This is a genomic window from Streptomyces sp. NBC_01515 (assembly GCF_045040345.1).
In the GTDB taxonomy this organism is placed as follows: Bacteria; Actinomycetota; Actinomycetes; order Streptomycetales; family Streptomycetaceae; genus Streptomyces.
This window is the reverse complement of sequence record NZ_CP109416.1, coordinates 9,378,689-9,394,585: the sequence shown is the minus strand read 5'-3', so window position 1 is coordinate 9,394,585 and position 15,897 is coordinate 9,378,689. Positions and strand designations below refer to the sequence as shown.

The following is a 15,897-nucleotide window of genomic DNA, read 5'->3' as shown; positions in this document are numbered from 1 at the left end:
TCAGTCGGAGAGCATGCGCGTGATCGCCCGCGCCGCCGCCAACAGGCGTGCCCCGATGCGGTCCACGTCCAGGCGGCGGGTACCGCCGGTGACGGAGATCGCGGCGATCGGGCCGAGGCCGCGGTCATGGGCGTACACGGGGGCCGCGACCGCCGAGATGCCGATCTCGGCCTCCTCCAGGTTCACCCCGTAGCCGCGGGCCCGGGTCAGGGCGAGGTCGCGGGCGAGTTGGCCGGGGAGGACCAGGGTGCGCGGGGTGAGGCGGGCCAGGGTGCGGCGGGCCGGGCGTGGGTCCTGCGCGAGGAAGACCTTGCCGGTGGCGGTGCAGTGGGCGGGCAGCCGGCCGCCGGTGCGGGAGACGATCGGGGTGGCGCGGCGGCCGGTGATCTTCTCCAGGAAGAGGGTGTCGGTGCCGTCCGGGACGGCCAGGTGCACGTTCTCGTGGGTCGCCTCGTGCAGGTCGCCCAGATAGGGCAGCGCCACCGTGCGCAACTCCCGTACGGACGGCGCCGACTGGCCGAGGACGAAGAGGGCGAGCCCGATGCGGTAGCTGCCTTCGGGGGTGCGCTCGACCAGACCGAGCCGGACCAGTTCGCCGATCAGCCGGTGCGCCGTCGGCTTGGGCAGCCCGGTGCGCAGGGCCAGTTCGGCGAGGGAGAGCGCGGTCTCGGCGTCGCCGCAGGCGCGCAGCAGCAACACCCCGCGTGCGAGTACCGACTTCGGCAGCGGCCCGTCCGTCATGGACCGATGGTGGTCGCTGTCGCGCACGGGTGACAAGGTGTCGGTGACGGTGAGTCAGGAACCGCAATCGAAGCGGTACCTCGTCGAGTTCACGGCGTCACGACGGTCGAAGCGGTACGTCCACGAGCAGCGGCCGGGTCAACTCGTATGCCCCGGCGACCAGTTCACGCAGGTGGTCGGCGCTGTCCGCGCGTACCGCGTCGACCCCGAAGAACCGCGCCGCCCGGGTGAAGTCCAGGTCCCCCAGTTCGGTTCCGGGGCACCTGCCCGTGCCGCCCATCGCCTGGTACGTGTCCTGGAGGGTGCGGTAGCTGCCGTTGCCCATCACCACGAACAGCACCGGTACTTGCTGCCGTGCCGCGCTCCACAGCCCCTGGAGTCCGAACAGCGCGCAGCCGTCCCCGAGGACCGAGACGACGGGTCGCCCGGGTTCGGCGAGCGAGCGGCCGACGGCGGCGCCGATGCCCCAGCCCAGGCCGCCGCCGACGGCGTGGGTGTAGCTGCCGGGGCGGTCGAGTCGTAGCAGCCGGCGGAGCAACAGGCCCACGGTGATGGCCTCTTCGACGACCACGGCGTCCGGCGGCAGGCCACGCGCGACGGCGTGGGCGGCGGCCCACGGTGCGAGCGGTGCCGTCGAGTAGGCGGCGTGGGCGGCGGACTCGGCGCGGTCCCGTTCGGCGGTGTGCCGTTCACCGGCGCGCAGCATGCGCGCCTTGGCGGTGTGGTCGGGGACCTGCTCGCGCAGCAGCTCGGCGAGCCGGTTGAGCGAGGGCGCGAGGGCGCCGACGAGCCCGGCGTCGGCGGGGAAGTTGCGGCCGATCTCGTCGGCGTCCGAGTCGAGTTGGACGACGGTGATGCCGGGCGGCAGGGCGGGCCCCGGGCTGTAGTGGTGGGGTGTGAAGGCGTGGGCTCCGACGATGAGGACGGTGTCGTACGACGACAGCATGTCCCGGATCGCGTCGTGGCGGGGCGGCAGCATCCCGGCGTAAAGGGGGTGTGTGGCAGGGAAGTTGAGCCAGTCCGCCATCGGCTGGTGGTAGACCGTCGCCCCGCAGGCCTCCGCCGTGCGGACGAGCGCCGCCACCGCGTCCTCGCGGCCCGCTCCGTCCCCGGCGACGATCGCGGGGCGCGCGGCACCGCCGAGCAGTAGGGCGGCCCGGTCGAGCCCTGTGGCGGGCCCCTGGCGTGCCGGGGCGGTACGGGCGGGGACCTCGACCTCGGTGTCCTCGGCGAGGAGGTCCATGGGGAGGGAGAGGAACACCGGCCCGGCGGGCGGCCGTTGGGACTGGGCGAAGGCGCGGCGCAGGGCGAGGGGCAGGTCGCGGGCGTGCTGGATGTCGTACGTGGCCTTCACCGCGGGCCTCGCGAGGCCGAGCAGGTCGCCGGAGAGCATGGGGTCCTGCTGGAGGTGGCGGCGGTCCTGCTGGCCGGCCGTGACGACGAGCGGGGTGCGTGAACGGCGGGCGTTGAGAAGGCCGATGAGGCCGTTGGCGAGTCCGGCGGCGATGTGCAGGCTGACGAACGCGGGGCGGCCGGTGCCGCGCGCGTAGCCGTCGGCCATGGAGACGACGGCGCCCTCGTGGACGCCGAGGACGTACTCGGGGGCGTTCTCGGCCTCCGACAGGGCTGCCAGGAACGGGAGTTCGGTGGTGCCGGGGTTGCCGAAGATCCGGTCCACGCCCTCGCCGCGCAGGACGTCGAGGAGGGCGAGGGCGGGACGGTATCCCATGGGGGCTCCTCGGGGGACGGGACCGGTGACCGGTTCGCCGGTCAGCGTCGGGGTCCCGTCCCCACGAGGGCAAGGGCAGCGTGTCGCTCAGCGATACGTCAGCGCGCGTCGCTGAACCGCTCCCCCTTCTCCGCCTTCTCCACGAGCAGCGCGGGCGGCGTGAACCGCTCCCCGTAGCGCTCGGCGAGCGCACGCGCGCGTGCCACGAAGCCGGGCAGGCCGCCCTCGTAGCCGTTGATGTACTGGAGGACACCGCCGGTCCAACCGGGGAAGCCGATCCCGAAGATGGACCCGATGTTGGCGTCGGCGACGGACGTCAGCACGCCCTCTTCAAGGAGCTTGACGGTGTCGAGGGCCTCGGAGAAGAGCATGCGTTCCTGCATGTCCTTGAAGGGGATCTCAGCGCCCTCACGCGTGAAGTGCTCGCGCAGGCCCGGCCACAGACCGGCGCGCTTGCCGTTCTCGTCGTAGTCGTAGAAGCCCGCGCCGCCGCTGCGGCCGGTGCGGCCGAACTCGTCGACCATGCGGTCGATGACGGCCTCGGCGGGGTGCCCTGGCCAGGTGCCGCCCGCCTCCTCGACGGCCCGCTTGGACTCGTTGCGGATCTTGCGCGGGAGCGTGAGCGTCAACTCGTCCATCAGGGAAAGGACCTTGGCCGGGTAGCCGGCCTGCGCGGCGGCCTGTTCGATGGACGCGGGCTCGATGCCCTCGCCGACCATCGCGACGCCCTCGTTGATGAACTGGCCGATCACCCGTGAGGTGAAGAAGCCGCGCGAGTCGTTGACGACGATCGGGGTCTTCTTGATCTGCCGGACCAGGTCGAAGGCGCGCGCGAGGGCCTCGTCGCCGGTGCGCTCGCCCTTGATGATCTCGACGAGGGGCATCTTGTCGACCGGCGAGAAGAAGTGCAGCCCTATGAAGTCGGCCTGGCGCTCCACGCCTTCGGCGAGGGCGGTGATGGGGAGGGTGGAGGTGTTGGAGCAGAGCAGCGCGTCGGGCTCGACGATGTGCTGGATCTCCTGGAACACCTTGTGCTTGAGCGAGGTGTCCTCGAAGACGGCCTCGATCACCGCGTCGCAGCCCGCGAGGTGCTGCGGGTCGGCGGTGGGGGTGATGCGGGCGAGCAGCGCGTCCGCCTTCTCCTGTGTCGTACGGCCGCGGGAGACCGCCTTGGCGCAGAGCTTCTCGGAGTAGGCCTTGCCCTTGGCCGCCGCCTCCGGAGTGACGTCCTTGAGGACGACGTCGATGCCCGCGCGGGCGCACGAGTAGGCGATGCCGGCGCCCATCATCCCGGCGCCGAGGACTGCAGCCTTGCGGACCGGGCGGGACGCGATGCCCTGGGGGCGGTTGGCGCCGGAGTTGACGGCCTGGAGGTCGAAGAAGAACGCCTGGATCATGTTCTTCGAGGTCTGGCCGACCGCCAGCTCGACGAAGTAGCGGGTCTCGATGACCTGGGCGGTCTCGAAGTCGACCTGGGCGCCCTCGACGGCGGCGGCGAGGATGTTGCGCGGCGCCGGGTAGGGCGCCCCGTTGGTCTGCTTGCGCAGGGTCGCCGGGAACGCGGGCAGGTTGGCGGCGAACTTGGGGTTCGCCGGGGTGCCGCCCGGGATGCGGTAGCCGGGCTTGTCCCAGGGCTGCTGCGACTGCGGGTTGGCGTCGATGAAGGCGCGGGTCTTGGCGATCAACTCGTCCGGGGTGGTGGCCACTTCGTGGACGAGGCCGTTCTCCTGGGCGCGCCGCGGGCTGTACTGGGTGCCCTGGAGGAGCACCTTCAGCAGGGCGTCGGCGATGCCGAGCAGCCGTACCGTGCGGACGACTCCGCCGCCTCCGGGGAGCAGGCCGAGGGTGACCTCCGGGCAGCCGATCTTGGAGCCGGGGGCGTCGAGGGCGACCCGGTGGTGGCAGGCGAGGGCGATCTCGTAACCGCCGCCCAGGGCCGCGCCGTTGATCGCGGCGACGACCGGCTTGCCCAGGGTCTCGATGCGGCGCAGGTTCCGCTTGATGGCGAGGCCGCCCTCGAAGAACTCCTGGGCGGTGTCCGGGGTGACACGGATGAGGTCGCGCAGGTCGCCGCCCGCGAAGAAGGTCTTCTTGGCGGAGGTGACGATGATGCCGCGGATGGAGTCCCGCTCGGTCTCCAGGCGGTCGGCGATCGCGGTGAGGGAGTCGCGGAAGGCCGCGTTCATGGTGTTCGCGGACTGGTCCGGGTCGTCGAGGACGAGGGTGACGATCCCGGTGTCGTCCTGTTCCCAGCGGATGGTGGTGCTCTCGGTCATGAGGGTTCTCCGTAGAAGTCTCTGGTCGCCGCGGAAGCCTCGGGTGGCCGGGGAAATCTCTGGTCGCAGCAGAGATCTCCGGTGGCCGCCGGGGACTTCAGACGCGCTCGACGATCGTCGCGATGCCCATGCCGCCGCCCACGCACAGCGTGGCGAGGCCGTAGCGCTTGTCCTGGCGCTCCAGTTCGTCGACGAGCGTGCCGAGGATGATCGCGCCGGTGGCGCCGAGCGGGTGGCCGAGTGCGATGGCGCCGCCGTTGACGTTGACCTTGTCCAGGGACAGGTCCATGTCGCGCACGAAGCGCAGGACGACCGCGGCGAAGGCCTCGTTGATCTCGACGAGGTCGATGTCGTCGATGGTCAGCCCGGCCCGGGCGAGGGCCTTGCGGGTGGCGGGCGCGGGGCCGGTGAGCATGATGGTCGGCTCGGAGCCGGAGACGGCGGCGGAGACGATCCGCGCGCGCGGGGTGAGGCCGTAGCGCTCGCCGATCTCCTTGGAGCCGATGGCGACGAGGGAGGCGCCGTCGACGATGCCGGAGGAGTTGCCCGCGTGGTGGACGTGGTCGATCTTCTCGACCCAGTGGTACTTCTGCAGGGCCACCGCGTCGAAGCCGCCGAGTTCGCCGATGTCCGCGAAGGACGGCTTGAGCCGGGCGAGGGAGTCGGCGGTGGTGCCGGGGCGCAGGTGCTCGTCCTGGTCGAGGACGACGAGGCCGCTGCGGTCCAGGACCGGGACGACGGACCGGTCGAAGCGGCCCTCCTTCCAGGCGGTGGCCGCCCGCTCCTGGGAGAGCGCCGCGTACTCGTCCACGTCGCGCCGGGAGAATCCCTCGATCGTGGCGATCAGGTCGGCGCCGATGCCCTGGGGTACGAAGTTGACGGCGAGGTTCGTCATCGGGTCGTTGAACCAGGCGCCGCCGTCCGAGGCCATCGGCACCCGGGACATCGACTCGACTCCACCGGCGAGGACGAGGTCCTCCCAGCCCGAACGCACCTTGGCGGCGGCCATGTTGACGGCTTCGAGGCCCGAGGCACAGAAGCGGTTCTCCTGCACCCCGGCCACCGTGTCCGGCAGTCCGGCGGCCACCGCGGCGATCCGGGCGATGTCGGAGCCCTGGTCGCCGACCGGGCCGACCACGCCGAGCACGATGTCGTCGATCGCGGCCGGGTCCAGGTCCGGGAAGCGGTCACGGAGTTCGTGGATGAGCCCGACGACCAGGTCGATGGGCTTCGTGCCGTGCAGGGATCCATTGGCCTTGCCGCGCCCGCGCGGGGTGCGGATCGCGTCGTAGACATACGCTTCGGTGCTCACTGCCAAGCCTTTCACTGGGGGTGTTCAGGGACTCTCCGAGGGGTTTCCTCGCTGAGGGGCGTCAACGGCGTCGAGAAGTCCGGGGAGTTCCCAGTCCCGGGCCACGTCGGACGTGTCCGCGCCGGGCCGGGCGGGCCCGCCGCGCACCGAGGTGGGCGTCGCGGAGAACCGGGGTGCCGGGGCGGGCTGGGTGATCCCGCCGTGCTCGGTGAAGGTGCCGCGCGCGACGAGGTGCGGATGGTGCGGGGCCTCGCGCAGCGACAGCACGGGCGCCACGCACGCGTCCGTGCCCGCGAAGACGGCGGTCCACTCGTCCCGCGTACGGCTGCGGAAGCGGGCCGCGACCGCCTCGCGCAGTTCGCCCCAACGGGTCCAGTCCCGGCGGGCGTCGGCGAAGTCCGCGAGGCCGAGCAGGTCCACGAACTCGTCGTAGAACCGCGGTTCCAGGGCGCCTACGGCCATGTGCCTGCCGTCGGCGGTCTCGTAGGTGCCGTAGTACGGGCAGCCGCCGTCGAGGAGGTTGGCGGCGCGGCGGTCCTGCCAGCTGCCGGCGGCGAGCATGCCGTGGATCATCGAGGAGAGGTGGGCGGTGCCGTCGACGATGGCCGCGTCGACGACCTGGCCGGTGCCGGTCACGCGCGCGTGGTGCAGGGCCGCGAGGACACCGACGACGAGGTAGAGCGCGCCGCCCGCGTAGTCGCCGAGCAGGTTGGCGGGGGCGGGCGGGGGCTCCCCGGGGGACCCGATCATGCCGAGGGTGCCGGTGAGCGCGATGTACGCGATGTCGTGCCCGGCGCGCTCGGCGAGGGGGCCGTCCTGGCCCCAGCCGGTCATCCGGCCGTAGACGAGCCGGGGGTTGCGGGCGTGGCAGGGTGCGGGGCCCACGCCGAGGCGCTCGGTGACGCCGGGGCGGTTGCCCTCGATGAGGATGTCGGCGCGTTCGACCAGGTCGAGCACGCGCGCGGGGCCGTCGGGTGTCTTCAGGTCGAGGAGGACCGAGCGCTTGTTGCGGTTGGTGATGTCGTACTCGGGGTTGACGGCGAGCACCGGGCCGCCGGGCCGGTCGACGCGGACGACGTCGGCGCCCAGGTCGGCGAGGAGCATGGCGGCGAAGGGGCCGGGGCCGATCCCGGCCAGCTCGACCACGCGCACGCCGGAGAGCGGGCCGTGCCCGGGCGTCGTTGCCGCTGTCATCCAGCCCCCAGCTGTGACACAACCGATGTAACACCAGCGATGGTAAGAACACGTTCCACCCGACACAAGACCTGGGCGAGCAAGCGCTTAGCCAAGTTACCCGCCGTTAGTCACGGCCGGCCGTGCCCTGCTCGTCCAACTCGGCTATCAGGCGCTTCGGGGCGATCGCGCGGTAGCTCTCCTCCACCCAGTCGCACAGCAGCTCGGCGGCCGGGGCGCCCTGCTCGGCGAGCGGCAGGTGCACCCAACCCGCCTTGCCGAGGCCGTAGCCCGCGGGTTCGGCGCCGGGTGCGGTGAGCGCGTGGGCGTGGGCCGCCTGGTCGGTGAGCTTGACCGTCATGCCCGGCGGGTGGCTGCCGTCGTCGACGCCGAGGAAGACGAACACCTTCTTGTTGACCTTCGCGACGGTCTCGCCCCACGGGAACTCCTCTGCGGCACCCGGCAGCCCGAGGGCGAACTCGCGTACTTTCGCCCGCTTCTTCAGGGCGTTGTCGGTCACGGCCACCTGATACCTCCGGGCTCGTCGTCGGACTCCGCACTCTTCACGCTAGCCTCAGCCACCGACAGCGGCACGGGCTGCGGGATCCAGGAGTGTCATGAGCAGGCTGAACAGGACGGACCGTCCCTACGACATCGTGCTCTTCGGAGCAACGGGCTTCGTCGGCGTGCTCACCGCGGAGTATCTCGCCGCGCACGCACCCGAGGGCCTGCGCTGGGCGATCGCCGGCCGCGACGAACTCAAACTGAAGCGGCTGCGCGAACGGCTCCCCGGCGGGACGTCGGTCGGCATGCTCCGGGCCGACGTCTCCGACCCGGCCTCCCTGCGCGAACTCGCCGAGCACGCACGCGTGGTGGCCACGACGGTCGGACCCTACGTCACCTACGGCGAGGACCTCGTCGCCGCCTGCGCGGACACCGGCACGGACTATCTCGACCTCAGCGGCGAGCCGGAGTTCGTCGACCTGACGTACGTCCGCCACGACGCACGCGCGCGTGAGACCGGCGCACGGCTGGTGCACTGCGCGGGCTTCGACTCGATCCCCCACGACCTGGGGGCGTACTTCACGGTCCAGCAGCTGCCGGAGGGGGTACCTCTGACGGTGGACGGTTTCGTGACCGCCGACGCGATGTTCTCCGGCGGCACGTTCGCCACGGCGCTGACCCAACTCGGGCGCGGCAGGCAGGTGTTGGCCGCCGCCCGGGAGCGGCGCCGCCACGAACCGCGGCTGGTGGGGCGCCGGGCCGGCGCGCCCATGGGGGCACCGCGGTTCGCCGGGGAGGTCGGCTCCTGGGCGGTGCCCCTGCCGACCATCGACCCGCAGGTCGTTCAACGATCCGCGAGGGCCCTGGAGCGTTACGGCCCCGATTTCCGCTACCGCCACTACGCGGCCGTGCGCCACCTCCCCGTGGTACTCGGCGGTGTCACGGCGGTCGGGGCGCTGGCCACGGCCGCCCAACTCCCGCCCGCCCGGCGCTGGTTGTCCGACCGCCTGAAGCCCGGCGACGGACCGAGCCCCGAGAAGCGCGCGAAGAGCTGGTTCTCCGTGAAGTTCGTCGGCGAGGGCGGCGGCCGCCGGGTCTTCACGGAGGTCGCGGGCGGCGATCCCGGCTACGACGAGACGGCGAAGATGTTCGCCGAGTCGGCCCTCTCCCTCGCCCTCGACGAACTCCCGCCCACAGCGGGCCAGGTGACGACGGCTGCGGCGATGGGAGACGCCCTCATCGAACGGCTCCGCAGCGCGGGCATCACGTTCCGGGTGGCGGCGACCCGGTGAGCGTGTCGGGCCGCCGCAGAGCGTCGGGCCTCGAACTGGCCGGGCCCATCGGGGAGTTCGGAGTGACTCTCGGAATGGGATACGATGGATCATGAGCCGGTCGCCGGAGTATCCGGGGTCTGGTCGTGCGTCGGTGGTCCAAGGAAAGACGCCCCGCTTCCTGCGGGGAAATGCAGGTGCAAGGCCTGCCCGGCGCTCAACTCCGAGCCCCACACCGCTACTTGCGGGGTGGGGCTCGCGTGTTTCCCGCACCGGTACGACCCGCGCCTCACGGCCACAGCGTGTAGATCATCCCGCCGATCCACGCGAGGCCCGCCGCCACGGACAGGACGAGCGCGACCATCACGGCCCGCTCGACGGGCTGGCTCGGGTGGGCAACGGGCTTCGGGGAACGGTGGGTTGTCATGCGGGACAGCCTGCCGATCACGCGGGTGCGGCCACATCCGTACAGGTACTCAGATCAGGTACTCAGACCGCGACCCGCCCCCAACCGCTTACGCGGTCGCCTCCCGCAACGCCCGCCGGCACAACGCGTCCGCCCTGCGGGTCGTCTCCGGGAGGCGGAACTCCGGGGTGAGCGCGAGGGTGTGGGCGCACGCGTTGTCCAGGGTCACCCGGTGGCCCACGGAGACGAACACCGGCTTCACCGCGTCCCGGGTGCGCAGCGCGCGGCCGACCTCGTCGGCGTCCGCGCGGAGCGGCGACGAGGAGCCGCGCGGGATGCCCGGATCGTCGTAGGTGAACGTGAAGGGGTTCTTGGCGACGCCGATCGTGGGCAGGCCGGTGAGGACGCCGAGGTGGCTCGCGAGGCCGAAGCGGCGGGGGTGGGCGAGGCCGTAGCCGTCGCACACGACCAGGCCCGGCGGGCAGGGCAGCGCCTCCAACGCGGCCAGCACCGTGGGGATTTCACGGAAGGCGAGCAGCCCCGGGACGTACGGGAAGGAGACCCGGCCGACGGCCGTGGCCTCGGCGACGACGGTGAGGTCCGCCGCGTCCAGCACGACGGCCGCGGCCACCACCACGTCCCGCTCGTCGTCGTAGGCGACGTCAACTCCCGTGACGTGCCCGGTCCTTGGCGGCGGCCCCGGCTCGTCGGTCACCACCCGCTCCCGCAACTCGTCCTGGACGGCGCGGGCCTGCTCCTCGGTCGCGGGCCAGCCCGCGGGAATGTCTACGGTCGTCATGGTGGTGCCGAGCGTACGGGGATCCCGGAGAACGGGTGGGCGCGAGGACCTCCCACCCGGACACCGCCGTCAGTCCTCCAGCCGTGCCACGCGCCCCTTCTCCCCCGCCGCCCAGCAGCCCAGGTCCGCCGCGCAGTCGACCGTGTCGTACGAGCCGGTGTCCACCGTCTTCCAGGTGCGGCCGGCGTCGGTCGTGACGTCGGTGCCCGTGGGGCCGACCGCGAGGGCGGTGGAGCGGCTGCGGGGCAGCCAGGCGGCGCCGGAGCGGTAGGCGGGCGGCGGGGTCGTGGCGGGGCGCCAGGTGCGGCCTCCGTCGCCGGTGACGGCCGCCGCCAGCGGTGACGGCTGGTCCGCGGTGTAGTCGCCGCCGACCGCGAGGCCGTGCGTACGGTCGCGGAAGGCGAGGGCGAACACCCCGCGCGCGGGGTCACCGGCCGGGATCGGCGTGTCGGTCGCCGTCCAGGTGAGGCCCCGGTCCGCGGAGTGCAGGACACGCGCGCGTGCACCTCCGCCCGTGGCCAGCCAGACGTCACGGGGCCCGGAACTCACCAGGCACTGACCGCTGGCCGCGAAGCCCGCCTCGCCGTCGAGGGCGGCCGGCATCCCGGTGTTCGGCAGCACCTTCCAGGAGCGGCCGCCGTCGCCGGTGGAGAGGATGCGGAACTTGCCGTCCACCGGGTCGCTCATCGCGAGGCCGTGGCGGCTGTCGAAGAAGGTCATGCAGTCGTAGAAGGCGTTCGCGTCGGTGTTGCGGAAGGACTCCGTCCAGGTCGCTCCGGCGTCGTCGGTGCGGTAGACGCGGGACGCCTCCCCCTCGCCGATCGCGAGGACCACCGCGCGCCGCGCGTCGAACGCCTCGATGTCCCGGAACTGCAGGTCGGTCGCGCCGGGCGGCGAGACGTTACGCCAGCTCGCCCCGCCGTCGGTCGTCCGCAGCACCGTGCCCGCGGTCCCGGCCACCCACGCGGTGTTCCGGCTGACCGCCGACAGCCCCCGGAACCGCACATCGGCGGCCCCGCTGTCCTTGAGTTCCCAGTGCGGAGCCCGGTGCGCCGTGTCCCGCGCCTGTGCCGGTACGGCGGTCAGCGCGGCCAGCGCCGCCCCGCACGCCATGGCCACGGCCATGCCCCGGTACGTACGTCCCACCCGTCGCGTCTTCCCCATGCGCCTCATGGCGGGCGAAGCTAGCCCACTCCCCGGGGGCCGTCCAGATGCCCCCGCCCGCCTTGGGCGCATTTGGGCGGCGGTGACAGAGGTCACTCGAAATTCGTGTGCACGAATGGGCCTGTTCCGGCGTCTCTTCCAGTGCGGACCCATCCACCAGGGGGTCCGCTCCGGAATACGTACGGGAGTCCGTCCGGTCGTCACCGCAGTCCGCACCGCCGTCACACAAGGGAGCAAGGCGTTGTCCATCGTCATCGAGCAGCCCGTAGAGGCCCGTCTCGTCGCCGCCGCACCGCGGATGCCGAGCATTCCCGCCACCCTGCACTACGACCGACGGGACCCGTTCGCCGTCCGGATGACCTTCCCGGCACCGGCCACCCTGGAGGGCGTCGAGGTCTGCTGGACCTTCGCCCGGGAACTCCTCGCGGCCGGTCTGCACGACGCCGAGGGCCACGGCGACGTCCGGGTGCGGCCCTACGGCTTCGACCGCACCGTCCTCGAATTCCACGCCCCCGAGGGCACCGCCGTCGTGCACGTCCACTCGTCCGAGATACGCCGCTTCCTGCAGGCCACCGGCGAGCTGGTGCCCGTCGGTCTCGAACACCTCCAGCTCGACCTGGACCACGACCTCGCCGAGCTGATGCGGGACGCCTGCTGAGCTAATCCTCCCGGGCCAGCAGGGAGTTGAGCTCGCCGTAGCCGAGCCCTCCCGTCTGCGCGCCGTAGGTACCCGTGTCCAGCAGCTCCCGCGCGGCACGGCGCACCACGGCGTACGCGGCCAGCGCGACGCTGGAGCCGGCGCTCACGCGGGCGACGCCCAGCGCGGCCAGTTCGGCGACCGGCGGTGCTCCGGGGCCGACCAGCACATTGAGCGGCGCGTCGATCCCGTCGGCGAGTTCCTTGACCGTTCCCGGTTCGACGACCCCGGGGACGAAGATCCCGTCGGCGCCCGCAGCGCGGAACGCGGCGGCCCGCTCCAGGGTCGCGTCCACTCCCCCGACGCCCCGCAGAAACGTGTCGATACGCGCGTTGACGAACAACGGCACGCCCTCCGCGTCGGCGGCCTCGCGGGCGGCGGCGATCCGCTCGGCCTGCTCGGCGACCGGCCGCAGGACTCCCTCACCGCCGTGGAGCGCGTCGATCTCAGCGCCGTAGAGCGCGTCCTCGATGTTCACGCCCACCGCGCCCGCGGCGAGCACCGCGCGGACCGTGTCGGCGACGCCCGCCGCGTCCTTCGCGAAGCCGCTCTCGATGTCGGCGCTCACCGGTACGGCGACGGTCGCGGTGATGCGGGCGACCGCCTCCAGGGCCCGCTCCCGGTCCAGCCGGTCGCCGTCCGGGACGCCGAGGGCCCAGGCGAGGCCCGCGCTGGTGGTCGCGACGGCGGACGCGCCCGCGTCCTCGACGATGCGGGCGCTCGCGGCGTCCCAGGCGTTCGGGAGGATCAGCGGACGTCCCGGCACATGCAGCGCGCGGAAGGCCAGAGCCCGGTCACGGAGGGTGTTCTGGTTCGTCATACGCCCCACTCAAGCAGTCGCGGGCGCGCCCTGGCTGGCAGGAATCCGACATCGGCGTGCGGGTCGCGGACCCCGTTTAATGCGTTGACAGCCCCCCGAGGCCGTTCGTAGCGTTGTCCTCGCTTCTGTTGCCGTCGATCGGAGTAGGACGTTGCTCGTCTGAGGTTCTGAGACACCGCGCACACACCCGTGAGGTGTGTCCGTCGTGTACGACCTCGGCGTCCGAGCCGTCCTCCGGAACAGGGCCTTTTCCCTCTGCCCCGGGACCGGTCTCCCGCCTCGCGGTGTCTCGATACGCGTCGGCCCATGACCGCGTCAAGCACCCGCGAGGCCCTCATGCATACCTCCGTCACCTGTACGTCCCTCTCCTTCGCGTGGCCCGACGGGACCTCCGTCTTCGAGGACCTGGACGCCGCCTTCGGACCCGGCGGAACCGGGCTCGTCGGCGTCAACGGATCAGGGAAGTCAACGTTGTTGAAACTGATCGCCCGTCAACTCACCCCGGCCGACGGCACCGTACGGGTCGCGGGCGAGGTCGGCTACCTCCCGCAGAACGTCACGCTCGACACCGCCCTGCGCGTCGACGAGACACTCGGCATCGCCGCTCAACGCGCCGCCCTGCACGCCATCGAGGCCGGTGACGCGGCCGAGGAGCACTTCGAGACACTCGGCGACGACTGGGACGTGGAAGAGCGAGCGCTCGCCACGCTCGGCGAACTCGGCCTGGGGCACATCGACTTGGACCGCACCGTCGGCGAGGTCTCGGGCGGCGAGTCCGTTCTCCTGCGGCTGGCCGCGCTGTTGCTCGGCCGGCCGGACGTCCTGCTCCTCGACGAGCCGACGAACAACCTCGACCTGTACGCCCGCAGGCGGCTGTACTCGGCCGTCGCGGCCTGGCCCGGGGTGATGATCGTGGTCAGCCACGACCGTGAACTCCTCGACCTCGTCGACCAGATCGCCGATCTGCGCTCCGGCGAGATCACCTGGTACGGCGGCAACTACTCCGCCTACGAGGAGGCCCTCGGCACCGAACAGGACGCCGCCGAACGGATGGTGCGCGTCGCCGAGGCCGACTTCCGCAAACAGAAGCGCGAACTGTCCGACGCCCAGGTCAAGTTGGCCCGTCGCAAGAAGTACGGACAGAAGATGTTCGAGCAGAAGCGCGAGCCGAAGATCGTCATGGGGGCGCGCAGGCGGTCCGCGCAGGAGTCCGCGGGCAAGCACCGCATCCTGCACGAGGAGCGGCTCGCCGAGGCGAAGGAACGGCTCGACGAGGCGGTGGAGGCCGTACGGGACGACGACGAGATCCGCGTCGACCTGCCGTACACGGCCGTACCGCCGGGTCGTCAGGTCCTGACCCTCATGGACCTGGAACTCGCGTACGGCGCGTGGGCGGGCGGCCTCGATCTGCGCGGGCCGGAGCGGATCGCGCTGATCGGGCGCAACGGCGCGGGCAAGACGACGCTGCTGCGCACGATCGCCGGGGAGCTGGAGCCGGTGTCCGGTGAGGCGGTGACGCATGTCCCGCTGCGCTTCCTGCCGCAGCGGCTCGATGTGCTCGACGGTGAGCTGACCGTGGCGGAGAACGTGGCACGGTTCGCGCCGGGCGCCACCAACAACCGGGTCCGGGCGCGGCTGGCCCGTTTCCTGTTCCGGGGCGCCCGCGCCGACCAGCAGGCGGCGACCCTGTCCGGCGGCGAACGCTTCCGGGCGGCGCTGGCCGCGCTGATGCTCGCGGAGCCGGCCCCGCAGCTGCTGATGCTGGACGAGCCGACGAACAACCTCGACATGGCGAGCGTGCGGCAGCTCACCACGGCGCTGGAGTCGTACGAGGGGGCGTTGATCGTGGCCAGTCACGACGTGCCGTTCCTCGAATCGATCGGCATCACCCGCTGGCTGCTGCTGGACGGGGAGCTGCGGACGATCACGGCGGAGGAGGTGGAACACCCGGCCTGAGGTGATTCGCGCGCGTCTCAGGAGGGCCACAGCCTCACGTGAGGGGTTTTGTCGGCACGGACGGGTGACGCATGATGGCCAACCGGTGCCCCGACAAGGGCGCCGAAACGATCCCGCCGATACGGAGTCCCGCTCGTGCCCAGCAAGAAGGCCCTCGTCCGCCGCCCCAGCCCGCGCCTGGCCGAAGGGCTGGTCACGCACATCGAGCGGGAGAAGGTCGACGTCGAGCAGGCCGTCGAGCAGTGGGAGGCGTACGCGCACGCGCTGCGGGTGCACGGCTGGGAGACGATCGAGGTGGATCCGGCCGACGACTGCCCCGACTCCGTGTTCGTCGAGGACGCGGTGGTCATGTACAAGAACGTGGCGCTGATCGCCCGGCCCGGCGCCGAGTCCCGGCGCGAGGAGACGGGCGGGGTCGAGGAGGCGGTGGCCCGGCTCGGCTGCTCGGTGAACTGGGTCTGGGAGCCGGGCACCCTGGAGGGCGGCGACGTCCTCAAGGTCGACGACACGATCTACGTCGGGCGGGGCGGCCGGACGAACGCGGCCGGCGTCCAGCAGTTGCGGGCCGTGTTCGAGCCGCTCGGGGCGCGGGTGGTCACCGTGCCCGTGAGCAAGGTGCTGCATCTGAAGTCGGCGGTCACCGCGCTGCCCGAGGGGACGGTGCTGGGGCACATCCCGAAGGTGGACCGGCCCTCGCTCTTCCCGCGCTTCCTGTCGGTGCCCGAAGAGGCCGGCGCTCATGTGGTGCTGCTCGGCGGCGACAAGGTGCTGATGGCGGCGAGCGCGCCCAAGACGGCCGATCTGCTCGCCGACCTCGGCCACGAACCGGTCGTGGTGGACATCGGCGAGTTCGAGAAACTCGAAGGATGTGTGACGTGCCTCTCGGTCCGACTCCGGGATCTGTACGCCTGAACGGGTGACGGAGCCGCCCGTTCGGCGCCGGGACCTGCGGTCCTGCGACTCCGCGGGATTCCCCGGCGATACGGCCTGAACAGCGATCTTTACGGCGCCCTTAACCTACGGTCTCGTAACCTACGGTTTCGTAGCCT

The 15,897-nt window shown here is 72.1% G+C and carries 14 protein-coding genes; 4 read left to right on the top strand and 10 right to left on the bottom strand.

From position 1 onward, the window contains the following. The 6 genes from OG407_RS41915 to OG407_RS41890 all read right to left on the bottom strand — a co-directional run bounded on the left by OG407_RS41915 (position 1) and on the right by OG407_RS41890 (position 7,757). Complete coding sequence (locus OG407_RS41915) at positions 1–741, bottom strand: IclR family transcriptional regulator (protein WP_405865576.1); 741 nt, start codon at positions 739–741, stop codon at positions 1–3. Between the two features lie 97 nt (positions 742–838). Further along, a complete protein-coding gene (locus OG407_RS41910) occupies positions 839–2,470 on the bottom strand; it encodes a thiamine pyrophosphate-binding protein (protein ID WP_405865574.1) in 1,632 nt (543 codons plus the stop codon). A gap of 98 nt (positions 2,471–2,568) precedes the next feature. After that, positions 2,569–4,746: a 3-hydroxyacyl-CoA dehydrogenase NAD-binding domain-containing protein gene (locus OG407_RS41905; RefSeq protein WP_405865572.1), complete on the bottom strand. Its 2,178-nt coding sequence runs from the start codon at positions 4,744–4,746 to the stop codon at positions 2,569–2,571. Between the two features lie 97 nt (positions 4,747–4,843). Next, on the bottom strand, positions 4,844–6,058 hold the full coding sequence (locus tag OG407_RS41900) for an acetyl-CoA C-acetyltransferase (RefSeq protein WP_405865570.1): 1,215 nt from the start codon (positions 6,056–6,058) through the stop codon (positions 4,844–4,846). Between the two features lie 24 nt (positions 6,059–6,082). Next, on the bottom strand, positions 6,083–7,252 hold the full coding sequence (locus OG407_RS41895) for a CaiB/BaiF CoA transferase family protein (RefSeq protein ID WP_405865568.1): 1,170 nt from the start codon (positions 7,250–7,252) through the stop codon (positions 6,083–6,085). Between the two features lie 106 nt (positions 7,253–7,358). Further along, positions 7,359–7,757, bottom strand: coding sequence for an MmcQ/YjbR family DNA-binding protein (locus OG407_RS41890; RefSeq protein ID WP_405865566.1), 399 nt, complete (start codon positions 7,755–7,757; stop codon positions 7,359–7,361). Positions 7,758–7,848: 91 nt separating this feature from the next. On the opposite strand from OG407_RS41890, the gene OG407_RS41885 reads away from it, so the two are divergent. After that, on the top strand, positions 7,849–9,027 hold the full coding sequence (locus OG407_RS41885) for a saccharopine dehydrogenase family protein (protein WP_405865564.1): 1,179 nt from the start codon (positions 7,849–7,851) through the stop codon (positions 9,025–9,027). A gap of 268 nt (positions 9,028–9,295) precedes the next feature. Here OG407_RS41885 and mmpA read toward each other — a convergent pair whose 3' ends face one another. From mmpA to OG407_RS41870, 3 genes are all read right to left on the bottom strand, one after another. Further along, positions 9,296–9,433 (bottom strand): morphogenic membrane protein MmpA, encoded by a 138-nt coding sequence (gene mmpA, locus OG407_RS41880; RefSeq protein ID WP_199810979.1) that lies wholly within the window; start codon positions 9,431–9,433, stop codon positions 9,296–9,298. Between the two features lie 88 nt (positions 9,434–9,521). After that, entirely contained in the window at positions 9,522–10,211 is a 690-nt protein-coding gene (locus tag OG407_RS41875) for an endonuclease V (RefSeq protein ID WP_405865562.1), read from the bottom strand. 69 nt (positions 10,212–10,280) lie between these two features. Continuing rightward, positions 10,281–11,336: a WD40/YVTN/BNR-like repeat-containing protein gene (locus OG407_RS41870; protein ID WP_405868875.1), complete on the bottom strand. Its 1,056-nt coding sequence runs from the start codon at positions 11,334–11,336 to the stop codon at positions 10,281–10,283. A gap of 280 nt (positions 11,337–11,616) precedes the next feature. Between OG407_RS41870 and OG407_RS41865 the strand changes: the two genes are divergently transcribed. Continuing rightward, positions 11,617–12,033 (top strand): SsgA family sporulation/cell division regulator, encoded by a 417-nt coding sequence (locus OG407_RS41865; protein ID WP_405865560.1) that lies wholly within the window; start codon positions 11,617–11,619, stop codon positions 12,031–12,033. A gap of 1 nt (position 12,034) precedes the next feature. Here OG407_RS41865 and OG407_RS41860 read toward each other — a convergent pair whose 3' ends face one another. Then, on the bottom strand, positions 12,035–12,892 hold the full coding sequence (locus OG407_RS41860) for an isocitrate lyase/phosphoenolpyruvate mutase family protein (RefSeq protein WP_405865558.1): 858 nt from the start codon (positions 12,890–12,892) through the stop codon (positions 12,035–12,037). Positions 12,893–13,228: 336 nt separating this feature from the next. Here OG407_RS41860 and OG407_RS41855 point away from each other — a divergent pair, with 336 nt between their 5' ends. After that, positions 13,229–14,848, top strand: coding sequence for an ABC-F family ATP-binding cassette domain-containing protein (locus OG407_RS41855; protein ID WP_405868873.1), 1,620 nt, complete (start codon positions 13,229–13,231; stop codon positions 14,846–14,848). A 135-nt stretch (positions 14,849–14,983) separates the two neighbouring features. Next, entirely contained in the window at positions 14,984–15,760 is a 777-nt protein-coding gene (gene ddaH, locus OG407_RS41850) for a dimethylargininase (protein ID WP_405865556.1), read from the top strand. Positions 15,761–15,897 lie beyond the last annotated feature (137 nt).

What these genes read in the sequence shown, in the direction of transcription:
- OG407_RS41915 (WP_405865576.1), bottom strand. Translation starts at nt 741, where the DNA reads ATGACGGACGGGCCGCTGCCGAAGTCGGTACTCGCACGCGGGGTGTTG.
- OG407_RS41910 (WP_405865574.1), bottom strand. Translation starts at nt 2,470, where the DNA reads ATGGGATACCGTCCCGCCCTCGCCCTCCTCGACGTCCTGCGCGGCGAG.
- OG407_RS41905 (WP_405865572.1), bottom strand. Translation starts at nt 4,746, where the DNA reads ATGACCGAGAGCACCACCATCCGCTGGGAACAGGACGACACCGGGATC.
- OG407_RS41895 (WP_405865568.1), bottom strand. Translation starts at nt 7,252, where the DNA reads ATGACAGCGGCAACGACGCCCGGGCACGGCCCGCTCTCCGGCGTGCGC.
- OG407_RS41885 (WP_405865564.1), top strand. Translation starts at nt 7,849, where the DNA reads ATGAGCAGGCTGAACAGGACGGACCGTCCCTACGACATCGTGCTCTTC.
- mmpA (WP_199810979.1), bottom strand. Translation starts at nt 9,433, where the DNA reads ATGACAACCCACCGTTCCCCGAAGCCCGTTGCCCACCCGAGCCAGCCC.
- OG407_RS41875 (WP_405865562.1), bottom strand. Translation starts at nt 10,211, where the DNA reads ATGACGACCGTAGACATTCCCGCGGGCTGGCCCGCGACCGAGGAGCAG.
- OG407_RS41870 (WP_405868875.1), bottom strand. Translation starts at nt 11,336, where the DNA reads ATGGCCGTGGCCATGGCGTGCGGGGCGGCGCTGGCCGCGCTGACCGCC.
- OG407_RS41860 (WP_405865558.1), bottom strand. Translation starts at nt 12,892, where the DNA reads ATGACGAACCAGAACACCCTCCGTGACCGGGCTCTGGCCTTCCGCGCG.
- OG407_RS41855 (WP_405868873.1), top strand. Translation starts at nt 13,229, where the DNA reads ATGCATACCTCCGTCACCTGTACGTCCCTCTCCTTCGCGTGGCCCGAC.